Origin of the sequence: Microbacterium sp. NC79, assembly GCF_019061125.1 — a bacterium.
In the GTDB taxonomy this organism is placed as follows: Bacteria; Actinomycetota; Actinomycetes; order Actinomycetales; family Microbacteriaceae; genus Microbacterium.
This window is the reverse complement of record NZ_JAHQYI010000001.1, coordinates 1427977-1448065: the sequence shown is the minus strand read 5'-3', so window position 1 is coordinate 1448065 and position 20089 is coordinate 1427977. Positions and strand designations below refer to the sequence as shown.

Below are 20089 nucleotides of genomic sequence, written 5' to 3'. Positions count from 1 at the left end.
CAATGTCTTTGTTTTCACATGAACCCGCCGTACTCGTTCTCGAAGACGGCAGCCGCTACGCCGGCGCTGCATATGGCGCCCGCGGCACCACGATCGGTGAGGTCGTCTTCGCAACCGGCATGACCGGATACCAAGAGACCCTCACCGACCCCAGCTACGCCGGCCAAATCGTGCTGCAGACGGCACCGCACATCGGCAACACCGGAATGAACGATGAGGATCCCGAATCGCGACGTATTTGGGTTGCCGGTTACATCGTGCGTGACCCCTCACGCGTGGTGTCTAACTGGCGTGCTGACGAATCGCTCGATGATTCACTTGAGCGCGACGGCATCGTCGGGATCAGCGGTATTGACACCCGCGCCGTAACGCGAGTCATTCGTGACGCAGGTAGCATGCGCGGAGCGATCTTCTCCGGAGACGCTGCGGAAATTTCGGACGACGAACAACTGCGCATCGTGCGGGAAGCGCCGGCAATGGCCGGTCGGAACCTGTCGGCCGAGGTGTCTGTCTCGGTTGCTGAGGTGACGCCTGCCATCGGTGAGCGCATCGGCAACCTCGCGGTGATCGACCTGGGTGTCAAGCAAGCCACCATCAATAACCTCGCACAGCGTGGTTTCGATGTGCACGTGCTACCGCAGACCACGACGATCGAAGAAATCACCGCGATCGAGCCGGTTGCCGTGTTCTACTCGAACGGCCCGGGTGACCCGGCCGCATCCGACGGTCACGTCGCGTTGCTTCGCGGCGTTCTGGACGCCGGATACCCGTTCTTCGGTATTTGCTTCGGCAACCAGCTTCTGGGCCGCGCGCTCGGTCTCGGCACCTACAAGTTGCCGTTCGGTCACCGCGGAATCAACCAGCCGGTGCTTGATAAGACCACAGGTCGTGTTGAAATCACCGCGCACAACCACGGCTTCGCCGTCGACGCCCCCATCGAGGGCGCGTTCGACAGCCCGAATGGCTACGGCAAGGTTGAAGTCAGCCACGTCGGCCTCAACGACCAGGTCGTCGAAGGCCTCCGTGCCCTGGACATTCCGGCGTTCAGCGTGCAATACCACCCGGAAGCCGCTGCCGGCCCGCACGACGCCAATTACCTGTTTGACCGCTTCCGCGACATGGTCATCGCGCACAACGACAAGAAGGACTCGAAGTAATGCCGAAGCGCGACGATATCAACAGTGTTCTGGTGATCGGCTCCGGCCCGATCGTCATCGGTCAGGCCGCTGAGTTTGACTACTCAGGCACCCAGGCATGCCGTGTGCTGCGTGAGGAGGGCGTGCGCGTCATCCTGGTCAACTCGAACCCGGCCACGATCATGACCGACCCCGACTTCGCTGACGCCACCTACATCGAGCCGATCACCCCCGAGGTCATCGAAACGATCATCGCGAAGGAAAAGCCCGACGCCATCCTGCCGACGCTTGGCGGTCAGACGGCGCTGAACGCTGCGATGCAGCTCGATGAGCTTGGCATCCTGGAAAAGTACGGCGTTGAGCTCATCGGCGCCAAGGTTGAGGCGATCAAAAAGGGTGAAGACCGCCAGATCTTCAAGGAGCTGGTGCTGGAATGTGGCGCTGATGTCGCGAAGTCGGTCATCTGCCACACGATGGACGAACTGATCGCCGGTGCAGAAGAACTCGGGTACCCCCTCGTTGTGCGACCGTCGTTCACGATGGGTGGGCTCGGTTCAGGCTTCGCCTACAACGAAGACGACCTCCGCCTCATCGGTGGCGCCGGCCTGCACGACTCGCCCACGAACGAGGTGCTCCTTGAGGAGTCCATCCTCGGCTGGAAGGAATACGAGCTCGAGCTCATGCGTGACACGACGGACAACACCGTCGTCGTCTGCTCCATCGAGAACGTTGACCCGGTCGGTGTGCACACCGGCGACTCCATCACGGTGGCGCCGGCACTGACACTCACTGACCGTGAGTACCAGAACCTCCGCAATATCGGTATCGAAATCATTCGCGCCGTCGGCGTCGACACCGGTGGTTGCAACATTCAGTTCGCAATTGACCCAACCAACGGTCGCGTCATCGTGATCGAGATGAACCCGCGTGTATCGCGCTCGTCTGCCCTCGCATCGAAGGCGACCGGCTTCCCGATCGCGAAGATCGCGGCGAAGCTCGCCATCGGCTACCGCCTCGATGAGATCCCGAACGACATCACCGAAGTCACGCCTGCAAGCTTTGAGCCGACGCTGGACTACGTCGTCGTGAAGGCCCCGCGCTTCGCATTCGAGAAGTTCCCGGCTGCCGACCCGACGTTGTCGACAACGATGAAGTCGGTGGGTGAAGCCATGGCTATCGGCCGCAACTTCACGACGGCGCTGCAGAAGTCGCTGCGTTCGCTGGAAAAGCGCGGCTCATCGTTCCACTGGGGCACCGAAGAGCGTTCCGTCGATGAGCTCCTCACTATCGCTAAGACGCCGACAGATGGCCGCATCGTGACGCTGCAGCAGGCAATGCGCAAGGGCGCCACGATTGCGCAGGCATTCGACGCCACGGCCATCGACCCCTGGTTCCTTGATCAGATTGCCCTGATCAACGAGGTTGCCGAGGGGATTGCCGCAGAGGCTGAGCTCACCGAGCGGGTCTTCCGGGTGGCCAAGGACCACGGCTTCAGCGACGCTCAAATTGCTGAGCTGCGCGGAACAACGGAGGCGGAGATTCGCGACATTCGTCACGGATTCGGCGTTCGTCCTGTGTACAAGACCGTCGACACCTGTGCTGGCGAGTTTCCGGCGCTCACGCCGTACCACTACTCGTCGTACGACACGGAGACCGAAGTTGCTGCCAGCGACCGTCAGAAGGTCGTCATCATTGGTTCCGGCCCCAACCGCATCGGTCAGGGCATCGAGTTCGACTACTCTTGCGTGCACGCATCGTTCGCGCTGTCTGACGCCGGATACGAGACCATCATGGTCAACTGCAACCCGGAGACCGTGTCGACCGACTATGACACGTCAGACCGCCTCTACTTCGAGCCTCTGACGCTGGAAGATGTGCTGGAGATTCTGCACGCAGAGTCGCAGTCAGGTGAAATTCTCGGTGTGGTGTGCCAGCTCGGCGGCCAGACACCCTTGGGCCTGGCGCACGGCATTCAGGATGCTGGATACCCGATCCTCGGAACCAGCCCGGAAGCGATTGACGCCGCCGAGGAGCGTGCGCTGTTCAGCAAGATTCTCGAAAATGCGAATCTTGTCGCACCCCGCCACGGCACCGCAACCGACGCTCAGGGCGCCGTCACGATCGCTGAAGAGATCGGCTTCCCGGTTCTCGTTCGCCCCAGTTTCGTGCTCGGCGGGCGCGGCATGGAGATCATCTACGACACCGCATCGCTGCGTGATTACTTCGTCCGCATGGAGGGTGAAGTCATCATCGGTGAGAGCCACCCCCTGCTCGTCGACCGCTTCCTCGATGACGCCATTGAGCTCGATGTCGACGCACTCTACGACGGCCACGAACTTTACATTGGCGGCGTTATGGAGCACCTGGAGGAGGCCGGTATTCACTCAGGTGACTCCTCATGTACCCTTCCGCCGATGTCGCTCGGACGCAGTGACATTGACCGCATCCGTATGGCAACGCTTGGCATCGCAGAAGGCGTCGGCGTGCGTGGTCTGCTGAACGTGCAGTTCGCGATCTCGGCAGACGTTCTCTACGTCATCGAAGCGAACCCGCGCGCGAGCCGCACGGTTCCGTTCGTTTCCAAGGCCCTCGGTATTCCGCTGGCGAAGGCGGCCAGCCGCATCATGACCGGCTCCACCATCGCGGAGCTGAAGGCAGAAGGCCTGTTGCCGCAGCAGGATGGGTCGCGGGTGCCGCTTGACGCTCCCGTCGCCGTGAAGGAAGCCGTGTTGCCGTTCAAGCGCTTCCGCACGAAGGATGGCCAGACCGTTGACTCGGTGCTCGGCCCGGAGATGCGCTCGACGGGTGAGGTCATGGGTATCGACCGCAACTTCCCGATCGCCTTCGCGAAGAGCCAGGCGGGTGCCTACGGCGGAATCCCGCGCGAGGGTACCGTCTTCATCTCGGTCGCAGACTCCGACAAGCGTGCCGTCATCTTGCCCGCACACCGTCTGCAGCAGCTCGGATACAAGCTTGTTGCCACGGAAGGTACCGCTGAGGTGCTGGCGCGCAACGGCATCGCCGTTGATGTGGTGCACAAGTTCAGCGAAACCGTGGAGTCAGGGGCAACCAACATTGTTGACCTGATTAACGCGGGCGAAATCGACATCGTGGTGAACACGCCGAGCGGCGTCGCGGCACGTGCTGATGGCTACGAAATTCGTGCTGCAGCTGTTGCCGCAGACAAGGCACTGTTCACGACGATGGCCGTGCTCGGTGCTGCTGTCTCAGCGATGGACGCCCTGGGCTCGCCGTTCGACGTGCGTAGCCTGCAGGAGTACCAGGCAGACCGGGTGGCCTCGCTGTCATGACGATCGCGTTTGGCACGAAGACTCGTGAGGCGATGCTGACGCACGGTGCGCTGTGCGTCGGCATCGACCCGCACGAATCACTTCTGAACGACTGGCACCTGCCGGTATCGGCAGCTGGTGTGCGCGAATTCGGCTTCCGAGTCGTCGAGGCGTCTGCTGGCGAAGTGGGGTTCGTGAAGCCGCAAGTGTCGTTTTTCGAGCGTTTCGGTTCCGCCGGAATCGCAGCTCTCGAAGACGTCATTCACGCAGCGCGCGCCGCGGGGATCCTGGTCATTGCCGACGCGAAACGAGGAGACATCGGAACCACGATGGCTGGTTACGCGCAGGCGTGGCTGGCACCGGGGTCGCCGCTGGAGTCTGACGCACTGACGGTCAGCCCGTACCTCGGGCCGACGTCGCTGTACGAGACAATGGCCTTCGCACATGAGCACGGAAAGGGACTCTTCGTGCTCGCCGCCACCAGCAACCCCGAAGCGGGGGAGCTGCAACGGGCGAAGGTAACGACGGAAGCGGGCGACACCACTGTCGCCGCATCTGTCATTTCATCGGTGTCTACGTTTAACGCAGATACCGCGGACGGTCACGGATGGGGATCCATGGGGTTCGTGATCGGCGCGACGGTTGAGCAGTCATCTCTAGGCCTGCCTGAGCTGCTGACGCCGCGCGCGCCAATTCTCGCCCCGGGCTTCGGTGCTCAGGGCGCAGCATTGGCCGATCTAGGGGGATTGTTCGGTGCAAACGCACCGTCTGTCATTGCGAGCGAAAGCCGAGGCATTCTCCGCGCCGGACCCGCCGGTCTCGAGGATGCTATTCGCTCGCGCAAACACGAACTGGAGGTTACCCGTGGCTGACGCTCAGCGTCCCCCCGAGGTGGATCGAATCGCTGCTTCACAGAAGGCTGTCGCGGCTCGCCGCGCGCGCGCTTCTCTGAAACGAGACATCGCTAACCGCGTTGTCACGCCACAGGAAGTTACCCGTCGCGCGTATGCAGACCCGACGTCGGCCCCAGGCACGCTACGTGTCACAGAGTTTCTGACAGCAATCCCTGCCATTGGCGAGGGCAAGCGCGATCGTATTCTCGCCGACCTGGCGATCTCTCCGGTAAAGCGCCTCGGCGGACTCGGTGCGCGTCAGCGTCGCGACATCGCCGAGTGGTTGGATGCTCGCCTCCCCGAGCCCAGTGCACGCCCGCACCGCAGCCGACTCCTCGTGCTTGCTGGCCCGACGGCCGTCGGCAAGGGTACAGTCGCCGCACACATTCGTTCTGCGCACCCCGAGATTCACCTGTCGGTTTCAGCGACCACCCGCACCCCGCGTCCTGGAGAGGTCGAGGGGGAGCACTACTTCTTCGTCGATGACGCAGAGTTTGATCGCATGATTGCCGCTGGCGAACTGCTTGAGTACGCGACCGTGCACAACTCGCACCGTTACGGCACCCCGCGCACCCCGATTTTCGATGCGATTGCTGCAGGCAAGACGGTGTTGCTCGAGATCGACCTGCAGGGCGCTCGTCAGGTACGCAAGGCGGAGCCAAGCGCCTCGCTCATCTTCCTGCTTCCGCCGTCATGGGATGAGCTGGTTGACCGTCTGGTTGGCCGCGGAACCGAGGGTGAAGAAGAGCGCGCCCGTCGCCTCCGCACTGCAAAGGTGGAGCTTGCTGCCCAAAACGAGTTCGACCACCGCGTCGTGAACGATACCGTCGAGCGCGCCGCCGACGAGGTCGTTTCGCTCGCAACCGCGGACTAATTGTGACGCGGCCCGCGGCAAAACGCTGCGGGCCGCCAACAGTCTGACCAAAAGGGCGTAGAATGGGTTCTTGCGTACGCGCGGAATTCCGCCACGCCACGTCTTTTCCACTCCGACACAGGAGGTCTGCCATGGCCGGCACCAACCAGGGCATTATTGACCCGCCCATCGACAACCTGCTCAGCAAGGTTGAGTCCAAGTACGAACTGGTGATTTACGCGTCCAAGCGTGCACGCCAGATCAACGACTACTACTCGGACCTGCAGGAGGGCAACCTCTTCGACAACGTGGGCCCGCTCGTCGACTCGTCTGTTGAAGACAAGCCGCTGACGATCGCTCTTCACGAGATCAACGAGGACAAGCTGCGCCTGCGCGCTGCCGAGTAAATATCTCGCTGTATGACCCGCCGTCATGGAATGTCCGTGGCGGCGGGCATATTTGTGTGTGACACCCACGACTGGAGCCTGTAATGACTAGCCTGCGCCTATTCACCTCTGAGTCCGTCACCGAAGGACACCCCGACAAGATCTGTGACCAGATCTCGGACAGCATCCTCGATGACCTGCTGAGCAAAGACCGCAACACGCACGCCGCCATCGAGACGCTCGTAACGACGGGCCTCATTCACGTTGCCGGTGAGTTGCGCACTGACGCATACGCCGACATCTCAGGCATTGCCCGTCGCGTCGTGAATACGATTGGCTACACCTCAAGCGAGACCGGCTTTGACGGCGACTCTTGCGGCGTGACCGTGTCGGTTGGTGAACAGTCTGGCGACATCCACGCAGGCGTGTCCCAGGCGCTGGAAGCGCGTGAAGGTTCCGCTGACCGCCACGACCTTCAGGGTGCAGGCGACCAGGGCATCATGTTTGGCTTCGCCACGAATGAGACTCCGCAGCTGATGCCTGCATCGGCGTGGCTCGCACACCGGCTCGCCGAGCGGCTCGCCGCGGTGCGTCACGACGGAACCATTCCCGAGTTGCGCCCTGACGGCAAGACCCAGGTGACCCTCGGCTACGACGGCTTCACGCCGAAGTCGATTGAAGCTGTCGTGGTGTCGACGCAGCACAACCCCAACATCACGCAGGATGCACTACGTGAGGCGGTTCGCACTCACGTGATCGAGCCGGTGCTCGCTGAGTCTGGCCTTGACGCACCCGACTACAAGCTTTACTTTAACCCCGCCGGTCCGTTTGAAATCGGCGGGCCGAAGGGCGACGCCGGTCTCACCGGACGCAAGATCATCATTGACACTTACGGTGGCGCTGCGCGTCACGGTGGTGGTGCGTTTAGCGGTAAAGACCCGTCGAAGGTTGACCGTTCAGCGGCGTACGCCATGCGCTGGGTCGCGAAAAACGCGGTAGCTGCGGGTCTCGCAGACCGCCTCGAAGTGCAGGTCGCATACGCGATTGGCAAGGCCGCACCCGTTGGGCTCTACGTGGAGTCATTCGGCACAGGAAAGATTGATGACGACGCGATCGCGAAGGCGATCACGAATGTCTTCGACCTGCGCCCGAGCGCCATCATCGAAGAGCTCGATCTGCTGCGCCCGATTTACGCTGCGACCGCGGCGTACGGTCACTTCGGTCGTGAACTGCCCGACTTTACGTGGGAGAAGACGACCCGCGTTGCCGAGCTGCGCGCTGCCGCCGGGCTCTGACATGCCGCAGCGAATCGTTCGCGTACTGATCGATTCGCCCCTGCCACAGCTGGACAGACTGTTCGATTACACCGTTCCGGACGCACTCGAAGGCACAGTGCAGCCGGGCGTCCGACTCAGGGTTCCGTTGCGCACCGTCGGGCGCATTGTCGACGCCTACGCGATTGAGGTTGCCGACAACACGGATGTGGATCGTCCGCTCAGCGAAATCGACAGCGTCGTGTCATCGGCACAGGTGGTTCCGCCATTCCTCTACACGCTGGCTCGTAAAGTCGCCGATCGTGCGGGTGGCGCGGCCAATGACATCCTGCGTCTTGCCGTTCCCAAACGCCAGGTCCGCGTGGAGAAGCAGTGGCTTACTGCGCCTGAACCGGTCGCTGAAACGGTCGCAGACGACGCCGTGTCTTATGCGAACACCCTGCTGGATGATTTTCCGGGACTTGCCGATGCGGTGAGTGCACGCGAACGCATCGCGTGGAGCGCCATCGCGCACCCGGTGTCGACACAGAGCGGCGATACCGTCGGGGCTTGGGCGATGCTGGTGGCGGCCATGGCCGCGGCCCGGCTCGCACAGGGGGAGAGCACGATCGTCGTCGTGCCTGACTACCGCGACCAAGACGCCGTGCTGGCCGCGCTCGACGATTTCGTGAACGAGGCTGCTGTCGCGCGCGTCGATGCGCGACAGACAGGCCCTGACCGATACCGCAACTATTTACGTACGCTCGCTGCCGCCCCCGTCATCGTGGTGGGCAATCGCTCGGCCGTGTATTCGCCCGTCGACGCTAGCCTCATCGTGATGTGGGACGACGGCGATAGCCTGCTCGAAGAACCACTCGCACCTTACGTGCACTCACGAGATGCGGCGCTCGTCAGGCAAGAGCTCACCGGCTGTGGCCTCGTTTTTGCTGGCCACACTCGCACATCTGATGTGGAGCGGTTGATTGGCATTGGCTACGTTCGGGAGATTTCCGCGGCTCGCGTCTACGCGCCCCGCACGATCCTCTCGTCGCCCACCGATCATGAAGCTCCAGGCATTCGGATTCCGTCGAGCGCCTATCGTGCCGTCCGTGAGGCGCTAGCGACGGGGCCCGTGCTCGTACAGGTTTCTCGTCCGGGATACGCGCCCGTCTTGGTGTGCGCACAGTGCCGCACGCCATCGAAGTGCGCGCACTGTTCCGGGCCGCTACATGCGAAGGCACGTGGCGCTGCTCCGCAGTGCCGCTGGTGTGGGCGCACCGCGCACGGATGGAAATGTCCCCAATGCCAATCGGTCAGTGTCCGGCTGGCGTCATCAGGCAGCGAGCGGACGGCAGACGACCTGGGTCGCGCCTTCCCTGGCGCCCGCATTATCGTGTCAGACGGCGAACACGCGGTCACGACGGTGGCAGAAACGCCCGTCCTTGTCGTGGCCACGCGTGGCGCCGAGCCGATTGCGGCCGGTGGCTATCACGCTGTGCTTCTCCTCGATGGAGACCGCATGCTGATGAGCGATGACCTGCGGGTCAGCGAGTCCTGTCTGCGCTGGTGGTCAAACGCTGCGGCACTGGCCGCGCCTGGCGCTCCCGTCCTGCTTGTTGGCGTTGCCGGTGAGGTGGCGCGCGCCTTTGCCACGTGGACGCACGCGGCATTCGCGCAGAGTGAGCTCGCTGAGCGTGCTCCGCTACGGATGCCGCCCACATCACGCGTCGCGATGCTCGAGGGAGACCACGAATCGTTACGCACGGCGCTGACGAAGCTCCGCGAAGACGTCCCGAACCTCGCTCGCGATGCCGTGCTCGGCCCGCTTCCACTCGATGGCAACGGTGACGAACTTGCCCGCGCGCTGATCCGCTACGACTATGCCCTCGGACAGCGGGTGGTCGCTTCCCTCCGTGCGAGCGTTATCGCGGCGGCTGTCGCCGGGCGCCGCAGCACTCGAACCCGTCCCAACCGGCCGCCGCGAGCGACACTCAAGCTCCACACCGACGTCGCCGACCCGCGACTTTAAGGACACCCATGCGCATTGCATTTGCTGGCACGCCCGCCGTCGCCGTGCCGACACTTCAGGCCCTCGTCGCTGCAGGTCACGACGTTGCCGTTGTCATCACCCGACCCGATGCTCCTCTTGGCCGTAAGCGGGTACTGACGCCGTCCCCGGTAGCGGTTGCCGCCGAGGCGCTCGGTATCCCGGTCGTAAAGGCCGCCCGCCTTGACGACGAAGCGACGGCCGCTATCGTCGGTTTTGACGTGGAGCTCGGCGTCATCGTCGCCTACGGCGGACTCGTGCGTGAGCCGCTTCTCAGCGCGCCAACGCACGGCTGGATTAATCTGCATTTCTCGCTGCTACCGCTGTGGCGTGGGGCGGCCCCTGTGCAGCGTTCGATGATGGCGGGTGATGCCGTCACCGGCATTGCTGTCTTCCAACTGGTGGCCGCACTTGACGCTGGCGATATCTTCGCCAGCCACGAGGTTCCGGTGCCTGACGATGCCACGGCTGGCGAGTTCCTTGATGAACTTGCGGTGCTGGGTGCGCCCATTGTGGCCGGCGTTGTCAGTGATATTGAAGCCGGAACCGCCCTCGCTGTGCCGCAAAAAGGCGAGGCAAGCGTGGCAGCCAAACTCGAGCGCGAGGATGGTCGCATCAACTGGAACCAGAGTGCGGCCGCCGTCTATGCGCAGCTGCGCGGAGTCACACCGGAACCTGGCGCCTTCACAACCATTGCGGGCACGCCACTCAAGGTGCTACGCGCCGCGCGTTCCGACAGCGAAAAGCGTCCGGCTCCCGGAGAAATTTATCTCGACGGTAAAGCCGTCGTTATTGGCACAGCCGACGTGCCGCTGCACCTCGTGACCGTCCAACCCACTGGTAAGGCGGCGATGCCCGCTGCAGACTGGTGGCGCGGTCTACGCACTGAATCCCTGAAGGCAGGATCATGACCACCTACGCCGCTCCAGCCCGCCGCGTCGCCTATGAGGTTATCCACGCGGTCTCAACCTCCGATGCGTACGCAAACCTTGCGCTGCCTGTCGCCATCCGACGTCAGGCGCTCAGCCCGCAAGATGCGGGTTTCGCGACCGAACTGACCTACGGCACGCTGCGTCGCCTCGGCACCTATGACGCGATCATCGAGATGGCATCGAAACGCAGCATTGACAGCGTTGAGCCGGCCGTTCGCGACGCACTCCGTCTGGGCGTGCACCAGGTTCTGGCGACACGAGTCGCGGATCACGCCGCCGTCAATGAGACGGTGCAGCTGGTGCGTGACATGGTGGGCAGTCGGGCAACCGGCTTCGCAAACGCCGTGATGCGACGCGTTGTTGAGGCCGACCTTGACACCTGGATGACCCGCCTGGAAGAGGCTTCGCACTCCGACGATGAGCGGCTGTCGGTGATGGCATCGCACCCGGTCTGGGTCATTCGCGCTTTCCGCCGCGCGCTGGCAGCTGAAGGCCGTGCCGACGAGCTCGACGCCCTCCTCGAGGCCGATAACGTGTCGCCGTCTGTCGTGATGGCGGCGCTTCCTGGGCTTGCCGAGATTCCCGACGAGGCAACGCGCACCGCAGGCTCACCCGTCGGATTCGTCAGCCCAGGCGGTGACCCGGCTGCGATGGTGCGCGAATCCGCTGGGCGTGTTCGTGTGCAGGATGAAGGCTCCCAACTCGTCGCCCTTGCTTTGGCCAGGCACGGGGAGGTCAAGCCGGGGGAGAAGTGGCTCGATTTGTGCGCGGGCCCAGGCGGGAAGACGGCGATTCTCGCGGCGGAAGCACTAGCTGTGGGCGCGACGTTGGAAGCCAACGAAGTGACGCCCGCCCGCGCCGGACTCGTGCGCCAAGCCCTCACCGGAATTCCGCTCGACGTCGTGGTGCATGAAGAAGACGGGCGCGACTTTGCCGCGATGCGCCCGAATACCTACGATCGCATTCTTGTCGATGCACCGTGCACCGGGCTCGGTGCGTTGCGCCGCCGCCCGGAGTCACGCTGGCGCAAACAACCCGGCGACGTTGCTGACCTCGCCGACCTGCAGTTCGAACTGCTTGATGCCGCGCTGATGGCGTTGAAGCCGGGCGGAACCATTGGTTACGTCACATGCTCGCCGCACCTGGCCGAGACAAACGGTGTTCTCACGCACTTGCGGCGTGCGGTTGGCGATGAGTTCGATGAGCTGGATGCGCGCGCTGCTATCCAAGCCGTATCGCGGGCAGAACTTGATCTTCCGACACCAGCCGATGGTTCCGGTCGCGCCCAACTCTGGCCGCACCGGCACGGTACCGACGGCATGTTCCTAGCGTTGCTGCAGAAGAAAGCGTGAGCCACACCATAATGGGAGGCGTGAGCGACGTGCGAATCAACCCCAGCATCCTGTCGGCCGACTTCGTCAACATGGAGCGCGACCTGCAGCGCATCGGCAACGCCGACTTCGTGCATGTCGACATCATGGACAACAATTTCGTGCCGAACCTGACCTTCGGTCCGCAAATGACGCAGCGGGTGCAGGAGACGAGTCCGGTTCCGCTGGACGTGCATCTCATGATCAACGATTGCGATACCTGGGCTCCGAAGTATGCAGAACTCGGCGTGGCCTCGGTGACCTTCCATGTCGAGGCCACGAGTGACCCCGTGGCCACGGCTCGTCGCGTCCGTGACATTGGCGCACGTGCAGGCGTGGCCCTGCGACCAGGCACAGACGCCGAGTTTTTGTACGACATCCTTGACGAATTCGACCAGATTCTGGTGATGACGGTGGAACCCGGTTTTGGCGGTCAGTCGTTCCGTCCAGACACCATGCCGAAGCTCTCGGCACTCGCCGCACACGCACGATCTGTCGGTTCCGACGTGTGGTTGCAGGTCGACGGTGGTATCAATATCGACACCATCGCAATCGCCGCAGAGCACGGTGCAGACACCTTTGTGGCTGGTTCCGCTGTGTTTGGCGCGGCCGATCCCGATGAGGCAATCGTCACACTTCGCGGTTTAGGGGCTGCCGCGTATCACCGCCACTCCCACGACTAGTACCCTAAGAGGGTGAAGACCTTCGACGATCTGTTTGCAGAGCTCAGTGACAAGGCGACCTCGGGAGAATCTGGTTCTCGTACGGTCGAACTCCTGGAAGCAGGCGTGCATACCATCGGCAAGAAGGTCGTGGAAGAAGCCGCTGAAGCCTGGATGGCTGCGGAATACGAGACAAATGACGACCTTGCCCTGGAAGTTTCCCAGCTGCTCTACCACGCCCAGGTTCTGATGCTGGCGAAGGGGATTACCCTCGCCGACGTTTACCGCCACCTGTAAAAACTTCACCGAAAGCCCATCATGCTTCGAATTGCTGTGCCCAATAAGGGCTCCCTCTCCGATACGGCTTCTGCCATGCTCGCCGAGGCCGGATACACCGGTCGCCGCGACCCCAAAGACCTGCACGTTATCGACTCGCCGAACGATGTCGAATTCTTCTACCTGCGCCCGCGTGACATTGCGACCTACGTTGCCTCGGGTGCTCTCGATGTCGGCATCACCGGCCGCGACCTGCTGCTCGACGTACGCATGCCAGCACGCGAAATCGAGGCGCTCGGTTTTGGTGACTCGACGTTCCGCTTCGCGAGCCGCCCCGGCCGGTTTACCGAACTGAAGGATCTCGAAGGATTCCGCGTCGCAACGGCCTACCCCGGTCTCGTTGACCGTTTCCTCGACGAACACGGCGTGGCCGTCGACCTGGTTCCGCTCGACGGAGCCGTGGAATCGGCAGTCGATCTGGGTGTCGCCGACGCGGTTGCCGACGTCGTATCCACCGGAACCACGCTGCGTCAGGCCGGGCTGGAAATCTTCGGCCCTGTGCTTCTTGAATCTGAGGCCGTTTTAATCGCTGGCCCGCAAGACGTTGACGGCACGGAGACGCTGCTGCGTCGCCTGCGCGGCGTCATGGTCGCGCGCCGTTACGTGCTGATCGATTACGACCTGCCTTCGCACCTTGTCGACCAGGCTGTCGCGCTTGCCCCTGGCATCGAGTCGCCCACGATTTCGCCTCTGCGCGATCCGGCGTGGGTGGCTGTGCGGGTCATGAGCCCGCGCAAGTCCGTCAATAAGGTGATGGATGACCTGTACGCCATTGGTGCACGAGCCATCCTGGTCACGGCGATCGACGCGGCGAGACTCTAATGACTGTGGCAACCCGCGTTATCCCGTGCCTCGATGTCGCCGAAGGCAAGGTCGTGAAGGGCGTCAACTTCCAGAACCTGAAAGAAATGGGCGACCCCGTCGAGCTCGCTGCACGGTACTTCGAAGAAGGCGCAGATGAGCTCACCTTCCTGGATGTCACGGCGACGGTTGACGATCGCTCCACGATGTATGACGTGGTGCGGCGTACGGCTGAGCAGGTATTCATTCCTCTGACGGTCGGCGGCGGCGTCCGCAGCGCCGATGACGTTGCGCGGCTGCAGGGCGTCGGCGCAGACAAAGTCGGGGTCAACTCGGCGGCAATTGCGCGCCCTGAACTGATTTCCGAGATTGCCGACCGGTTCGGCTCTCAGGTCTTGGTACTGTCACTCGACGTCAAGCGATCCGCCGAGGTTCCGAGCGGTTTCGTCGTCACGACGCACGGTGGCCGCAAAGAAACATCGATCGATGCGCTGGAGTGGTCACGCGAAGCCATGGAGCGTGGCGCGGGGGAGTTGCTCGTCAACTCCATCGACGCGGACGGAACCAAGGCAGGCTTCGATCTGGAACTGGTGCGTCTCATGCGTGAGATTGCCTACGTTCCGGTGATCGCATCCGGTGGTGCCGGCGCCGTGGAGCATTTCGCCCCCGCCGTAGCAGCCGGCGCCGATGCGGTCCTCGCCGCGAGCGTGTTTCACTCCGGTCAGCTCACAATCGGCGCGGTGAAGTCCGCTCTGCGCGATGCAGGAGTACTGGTGCGATGACTGCGCCCCGCTTTCCTCAGGTCGTCTTCAATGCCGACGGTTTGGTTCCTGCGATTGTGCAGGAGGCCGGAACCAAAGAGGTGCTGATGCTCGCGTGGATGGACGAAGAGGCACTGCGTCGCACGCTCACGGAAGGACGCGTCACCTACTGGTCGCGTTCTCGTGGGGAGTACTGGCGCAAGGGGGACACGTCAGGACACACCCAGGTGCTGATTTCTGCGTCGTACGACTGTGACGGTGACACGGTGCTCCTGCAGGTCGAACAGACCGGTGCTGCCTGCCATACCGGCACTCACACATGTTTCGATGAGCGCGAACTGCGAATCGAGAACGCGGAATGATGAAACGCGCACGTTTTCTCAGCGTCTTGAGCATTCTCGCCGGAGGACTGTTCGGCCTCATCGCATCGACCCAGACCTGGCTTGATGTCACGATCAACGACGGTGCAGCCGAAGCACTCCATGTCGCGGGTGCGGACGCGATCGCTTTGATGGCGCCACTCAGCCTTGCGGCGATCGCGGCTGCCATCACGCTCAGCATCGCCGGTCTCGCTTTCCGATATGTCCTCGGCACGTTAAGCGTCGTCATCGGTGTCGCCCTTTTGGTATTGAACGTTCGCCTGATCACGGGCGCTTCCGCGCACGATGTCGCGGCAGCTGTGACAGAGGCGACCGGAATTGCGGGCGACTCTGCGATTGCCGAAATGGTGACAGCGCTGACGCAAACGCCTTGGGTCTCGGTGACTGTTATTGCCTGGCTGCTGGTCATCGGCGGCGGCCTATTGGCGCTCGTGACCGCCCGGTCGTGGGCGTCAGCAGGCAAGAAATACCGGGTCTCGACCAACGCGGCTGCCCATACCGGCCCGCTCGACAAGATTGATTCATGGGACGATCTAAGCCGCGGCGAAGACCCCACGCAGAGTGCCTGACGGGCGCGCGCACACATTCCCGATAGACTGAAAGCCCCTAACGACTTTTCTCGGAGGAGAACTATGAGCAACCCGATCGACGACCCCGGACACGGACACTCGCCCGCCGCGTGGACGGCCGTGACGATCATGCTCCTGGCGTTTGTTGTCGGAACGTACTTCTTCGTTTCGCACAACTCGCTCGGTGTCTACATTTCTGCTGGCGTTCTGGTCGCCGGCCTGCTCGTTGGTTGGCTCATGGCCAAGCTCGGCTGGGGTGTTAAGGGCCCGAAGTACGTTCCGAAGGGTCACTGATGGCACTCGCCGACCTGACGGCCGGCGCAGTAGCTGACGCACAGGAGCGCGAAGCGCTCCGCCCGATCGCGATGGTTGAGCGCGACGCTTTGGCGCGACCTGCGGCGATTGATGCGTTGGCTGCCCTGGCTCCGGCAGACGTTGTCAAGATCATTGCTGAGGTGAAGCGTGCTTCGCCTTCCCGCGGCGATCTGGCTGACATTCCGGATCCAGCGCATCAGGCGGCGCTCTATGAACAGGGCGGCGCCTCGGCGATCAGCGTCCTCACTGAGCGGCATAAGTTCAAGGGCAGCCTCGCTGACCTCGAAGCGGTGCGTGCGCGCGTTCAGCTGCCGGTGTTGCGCAAGGATTTCATCGCATCGGAATATCAGGTGTACGAAGCCCGCGCAGCGGGTGCCGACCTGGTTCTTCTGATTGTCGCGGCACTTGACCAAGCGACGTTGGAGCGGTTGTACAAGCTCATCGTGTCGCTCGGCATGACACCGTTGGTCGAAACGCACTCCGCGGAGGAGCTGGAACGAGCGAAGGCCATCGGCGCGAAGCTGATTGGTGTCAACGCGCGTAACCTCACCACGTTCGAGCTTGACCGTGACCTGTTCGGTGCGCTTGTTGATGCCTTCCCTGCTGATGCGATCAAGATCGCGGAGTCAGCTGTCCTGACACCTGCTGATGTTGCTCACTACCGCTCCGCTGGAGCAGATGTCGTGCTGATCGGCGAGGCATTGGTCACCGGCGATCCGGTCGCCACCCTGAAACAATTTCTGGCGGTATAAGCATGAGTCTTCGTGACGAACACGGACCCTTCTTCGGCGATTTCGGCGGCCGGTATATGCCGGAGTCGCTGATCGCGGCCATCGACGAGCTCACCGTCGTGTGGGAAGAGGCGATGGCCGATCCCGCGTTTATCGCGGAGTATCGGTCGCTTCTGCACTCCTACGCGGGACGCCCTTCGGTCATCACTGAGGTTCCGCGCTTCGCAGAACACGCAGGTGGTGCGCGCATCATCTTGAAGCGCGAAGACCTCAATCACACCGGATCCCACAAGATCAACAACGTGCTCGGGCAGGCGCTTCTCACCAAGCGCCTCGGCAAGACGCGCGTGATCGCGGAGACCGGCGCTGGCCAGCACGGCGTCGCCACAGCGACGGCTGCTGCGCTGTTCGGCCTGGACTGCACGATCTACATGGGCGAGGTCGACACCGAGCGTCAAGCGTTGAACGTGGCGCGCATGCGTCTGCTCGGCGCTGAAGTGATCGCCGTCAAGACCGGATCGCGCACGCTGAAAGACGCGATCAACGACGCCTACCGGGACTGGGTGGCAACCGTAGAGACCACCAACTACGTCTTCGGCACGGCAGCGGGCCCACACCCGTTCCCTGCGATGGTGCAAGGCTTCCAAGCGATTATCAGCGAAGAGGCCCGCGCACAGATTCTGGAACTCACCGGTGCGCTTCCGAACGCCGTCGTCGCGGCCGTCGGTGGCGGTTCGAACGCCATCGGCATGTTCGACGCTTTCCTCGATGATGAAGGTGTCGCGCTCTACGGCGTGGAGGCAGCGGGCGATGGCGTCGATACGCTGCGTCACGCCGCATCGATCGAACGCGGCCGCCCCGGCGTTCTGCACGGGTCGAAGACCTACGTCTTGCAGGACGAAGACGGTCAGACGATTGAGTCGCATTCGATCTCTGCCGGACTCGATTACCCGGGTGTTGGACCGGCACACGCCTGGCTTGCATCCATTGGACGTGCCGAGTACATTCCGGCGACAGACGATGAGGCGATGAAGGCGTTGCGTCTGCTGAGCCGCACGGAAGGCATCATTCCGGCCATTGAGTCGGCCCACGCACTGGCCGGCGCGCTCCGCCTCGGTAAAGAGCTTGGCCCTGACGCCGTCATCGCTGTGTGCCTTTCTGGTCGCGGCGACAAAGACATGGACACCGCAGCGCGGTACTTCGATCTCTATGACAAGGGGCAGGCATGAGCCGCGTCGAAGCGGCGATCGCCGCAGCCGAAGCCGACGGACGCGGAGTGCTCATCGGTTACCTTCCCGCCGGGTTCCCGGATCTGCAGACATCCGTCGACGCAGCCGTGGCGCTGGCTGAAAACGGCGCAGACATCATTGAGCTCGGCCCGCCGTATTCCGACCCGGTGATGGACGGTGAGGTCATTCAGCAAGCCACGCAGCAGGTGTTGGCTCAGGGCTTCCGTCTCGCTGACCTCTTCCCAACGATCAAAGCCATCACAGCGCGTGTCGCGGTTCCGGTGGTCGTGATGACCTACTGGAACCCCGTCATGCAGTACGGCGTCGACCGGTACGCTGACGATCTGCTCGCCGCAGGCGGAGCCGGACTCATTACGCCTGATATCACCCCGGAAGCTGCTGGGGAATGGATCGCCGCGAGTAAGCGCACCGGCCTTGACCGCATTTTCCTTGCCGCGCCGACCTCGACAGACGAACGACTGAAGATGATCGTCGAGAACTCGACAGGGTTCGTCTACACGGTTTCGACCATGGGCATCACGGGGGAGCGCGCGCAGTTGGATGCAGCCGCTCGCACGCTCGTTTCGCGGTTGCGAGCCTTCGGCCCGCTACGCGCATGCGTTGGCATTGGCATCTCGACGCCGGAACAGGTTGCCGGGGTTCTGGAATACGCCGATGGTGCGATCGTCGGAACCGCGCTCGTACGCTCATTGCGCGATCGCGGCGTCTCCGGACTCGCCGAAACCACGCGCGCACTTGCCGCCGGAACCTCTCGCCCCCGCGCCTAGAGCGCATCCGAAGACACGGAAGTAGACTTCACACATGCAGCCCTTCGCACACAGCGTTGCCACGAGTATCCCGAGCCCTGATATCAACAGCTTCACGGTGGGTCCGTTCACGATCTACTTCTACGCGCTGTGCATCATCGCTGGCATCATCGTCGCGACGTTCATGACGAACCACCGCCTCACCAAGCGCGGCGCCGAGCCCTGGGTTGTCATCGACATCATTCTGGTGGCGGTGCCGCTCGCGTTGATCGGCGCGCGTTTGTTCCACGTCTTCACGCACTTCGACGACTACTTCGGGCCGGAAGTGACCGACCCCTGGGCGTGGATCAAGATCTGGGAGGGTGGCATCGCCATCTACGGTTCCCTGATCGGTGGCGCCATCGGCGCCTGGTTGGGCTGCCGCTGGACAGGTATCCGCTTCACGACTTTCGCTGACGCACTGGCGCCAGGAATGCTGCTCGCGCAGGCAATGGGCCGCTTCGGTAACTGGTTCAACCAGGAGCTGTTCGGGCTTCCCACCGACCTGCCTTGGGGCCTGGAAATCGCTCCGGGAAACCCCGCGCTGCCGATTGGCGCCGCCCCTGGCACGCTGTACCACCCGACCTTCCTGTACGAAGTGATCTGGAACGTCCTTGGCGTTGTCGTGCTGCTGTGGCTCGGCCGCAAGCTCAGCATGCAGTGGGGTCGCCTGTTTGCGATCTACCTGATTTGGTACTCGTTCGGTCGCATCTTCTGGGAGTCGATCCGCATCGACCCGAGTGAGATCATTCTTGGCCTGCGCACCAACGTATGGTCGGCAATTCTCGGCGTCGTTGTCGGAATCATCGTCCTCCTGGTGCAGCGTCGTCACTACGGCTTGGAACCATCCCCTTACGTCCCCGGACGCGAGCCTGAGGGCCAGGGTGCCGATGTTGAGTACGTCGATACGTCCGCACCTGACGGCGCTGTCGACGTGGTCGAGGCGTCCAAGTCTTAACGCAACACGCCGTTCAGAAAGTCGTGAAGAATTTTTTCTTCACGACTTTCTGCTTTTCTGCGCACCGTGGCACTGGTTCCGTCTCCGCGGCGCGCAGTGGCGGAAAAACGGGCGAGAATCGGGTACGTCGATTCCGATGACGGAACCATCGAGCCCAGTGCACGAAAACGCATGGTTTCAGACATTTACGCGGTGGTCGTGAGCAGGAAATCGAAAATGCTAGGATTTCAAAACAATCCCCCGATGGGGTCGATGTGAGAGAACCTCCCACTGACTTTCATCACATCAGGTCGCCACAAGCTCGCCCGAATTTGCCTGACTTCTGCGCAGGTTTTCCGCACTTGGGCCAACGTCGTCCCAGTCATTGACCGCCATTTTTGT

General features: G+C 62.7%; 21 protein-coding genes. 20 read left to right on the top strand and 1 reads right to left on the bottom strand.

All coding sequences use genetic code 11. The features are described 5' to 3' along the window. The first annotated feature begins 2 nt into the window (after positions 1 to 2). The 20 genes from carA to lgt all read left to right on the top strand — a co-directional run bounded on the left by carA (position 3) and on the right by lgt (position 19708). Positions 3 to 1157 (top strand): glutamine-hydrolyzing carbamoyl-phosphate synthase small subunit, encoded by a 1155-nt coding sequence (carA, locus tag KTJ77_RS06495; RefSeq protein WP_217337628.1) that lies wholly within the window; start codon positions 3 to 5, stop codon positions 1155 to 1157. Next, entirely contained in the window at positions 1157 to 4447 is a 3291-nt protein-coding gene (gene carB, locus KTJ77_RS06490; RefSeq protein ID WP_217337627.1) for a carbamoyl-phosphate synthase large subunit, read from the top strand. Before carA ends, carB begins: the two co-directional genes overlap by 1 nt. Then, positions 4444 to 5298, top strand: a complete 855-nt coding sequence (gene pyrF / locus KTJ77_RS06485; protein ID WP_217337626.1) for an orotidine-5'-phosphate decarboxylase — start codon at positions 4444 to 4446, stop codon at positions 5296 to 5298. The genes carB and pyrF overlap by 4 nt, the downstream gene beginning before the upstream one ends. After that, positions 5291 to 6193, top strand: a complete 903-nt coding sequence (gene gmk, locus KTJ77_RS06480) for a guanylate kinase (RefSeq protein ID WP_217337625.1) — start codon at positions 5291 to 5293, stop codon at positions 6191 to 6193. Before pyrF ends, gmk begins: the two co-directional genes overlap by 8 nt. A gap of 131 nt (positions 6194 to 6324) precedes the next feature. Next, on the top strand, positions 6325 to 6579 hold the full coding sequence (gene rpoZ, locus KTJ77_RS06475; protein WP_147824348.1) for a DNA-directed RNA polymerase subunit omega: 255 nt from the start codon (positions 6325 to 6327) through the stop codon (positions 6577 to 6579). An 83-nt stretch (positions 6580 to 6662) separates the two neighbouring features. Further along, positions 6663 to 7853 (top strand): methionine adenosyltransferase, encoded by a 1191-nt coding sequence (gene metK / locus KTJ77_RS06470; RefSeq protein ID WP_217337624.1) that lies wholly within the window; start codon positions 6663 to 6665, stop codon positions 7851 to 7853. Between the two features lies 1 nt (position 7854). Then, a complete protein-coding gene (locus KTJ77_RS06465; RefSeq protein WP_217337623.1) occupies positions 7855 to 9840 on the top strand; it encodes a primosomal protein N' in 1986 nt (661 codons plus the stop codon). An 8-nt stretch (positions 9841 to 9848) separates the two neighbouring features. Continuing rightward, positions 9849 to 10769, top strand: coding sequence for a methionyl-tRNA formyltransferase (fmt, locus tag KTJ77_RS06460; protein WP_217337622.1), 921 nt, complete (start codon positions 9849 to 9851; stop codon positions 10767 to 10769). After that, entirely contained in the window at positions 10766 to 12142 is a 1377-nt protein-coding gene (locus KTJ77_RS06455) for an RsmB/NOP family class I SAM-dependent RNA methyltransferase (protein ID WP_217337621.1), read from the top strand. The genes fmt and KTJ77_RS06455 overlap by 4 nt, the downstream gene beginning before the upstream one ends. A gap of 20 nt (positions 12143 to 12162) precedes the next feature. Beyond that, positions 12163 to 12843: a ribulose-phosphate 3-epimerase gene (gene rpe / locus KTJ77_RS06450; RefSeq protein WP_367948848.1), complete on the top strand. Its 681-nt coding sequence runs from the start codon at positions 12163 to 12165 to the stop codon at positions 12841 to 12843. Between the two features lie 12 nt (positions 12844 to 12855). Then, positions 12856 to 13119, top strand: a complete 264-nt coding sequence (locus tag KTJ77_RS06445) for a phosphoribosyl-ATP diphosphatase (protein WP_217337620.1) — start codon at positions 12856 to 12858, stop codon at positions 13117 to 13119. 21 nt (positions 13120 to 13140) lie between these two features. After that, positions 13141 to 13980, top strand: a complete 840-nt coding sequence (gene hisG / locus KTJ77_RS06440; RefSeq protein WP_217337619.1) for an ATP phosphoribosyltransferase — start codon at positions 13141 to 13143, stop codon at positions 13978 to 13980. Then, on the top strand, positions 13980 to 14741 hold the full coding sequence (gene hisF, locus KTJ77_RS06435; protein ID WP_217337618.1) for an imidazole glycerol phosphate synthase subunit HisF: 762 nt from the start codon (positions 13980 to 13982) through the stop codon (positions 14739 to 14741). Before hisG ends, hisF begins: the two co-directional genes overlap by 1 nt. After that, the gene (gene hisI / locus KTJ77_RS06430) at positions 14738 to 15082 is read left to right on the top strand and encodes a phosphoribosyl-AMP cyclohydrolase (RefSeq protein ID WP_217337617.1); all 345 of its coding nucleotides are present in this window, start codon (positions 14738 to 14740) and stop codon (positions 15080 to 15082) included. The genes hisF and hisI overlap by 4 nt, the downstream gene beginning before the upstream one ends. Then, complete coding sequence (locus KTJ77_RS06425; protein ID WP_254367383.1) at positions 15082 to 15669, top strand: Trp biosynthesis-associated membrane protein; 588 nt, start codon at positions 15082 to 15084, stop codon at positions 15667 to 15669. Before hisI ends, KTJ77_RS06425 begins: the two co-directional genes overlap by 1 nt. 63 nt (positions 15670 to 15732) lie before the next feature. Further along, positions 15733 to 15963, top strand: a complete 231-nt coding sequence (locus KTJ77_RS06420; protein WP_217337615.1) for an HGxxPAAW family protein — start codon at positions 15733 to 15735, stop codon at positions 15961 to 15963. Then, positions 15963 to 16736, top strand: coding sequence for an indole-3-glycerol phosphate synthase TrpC (trpC, locus tag KTJ77_RS06415; RefSeq protein WP_217337614.1), 774 nt, complete (start codon positions 15963 to 15965; stop codon positions 16734 to 16736). Before KTJ77_RS06420 ends, trpC begins: the two co-directional genes overlap by 1 nt. Before the next feature lie 2 nt (positions 16737 to 16738). Beyond that, entirely contained in the window at positions 16739 to 17944 is a 1206-nt protein-coding gene (trpB, locus tag KTJ77_RS06410; protein ID WP_217337613.1) for a tryptophan synthase subunit beta, read from the top strand. Next, positions 17941 to 18732: a tryptophan synthase subunit alpha gene (gene trpA, locus KTJ77_RS06405; RefSeq protein ID WP_217337612.1), complete on the top strand. Its 792-nt coding sequence runs from the start codon at positions 17941 to 17943 to the stop codon at positions 18730 to 18732. The genes trpB and trpA overlap by 4 nt, the downstream gene beginning before the upstream one ends. Positions 18733 to 18766: 34 nt before the next feature. Further along, positions 18767 to 19708, top strand: a complete 942-nt coding sequence (gene lgt, locus KTJ77_RS06400; RefSeq protein WP_217337611.1) for a prolipoprotein diacylglyceryl transferase — start codon at positions 18767 to 18769, stop codon at positions 19706 to 19708. Here the strand turns inward: lgt and KTJ77_RS06395 are convergent. Continuing rightward, entirely contained in the window at positions 19705 to 19893 is a 189-nt protein-coding gene (locus KTJ77_RS06395; protein WP_217337610.1) for a hypothetical protein, read from the bottom strand. The two genes, lgt and KTJ77_RS06395, sit on opposite strands and share 4 nt — an antisense overlap. Between the last annotated feature and the right edge of the window lie 196 nt (positions 19894 to 20089).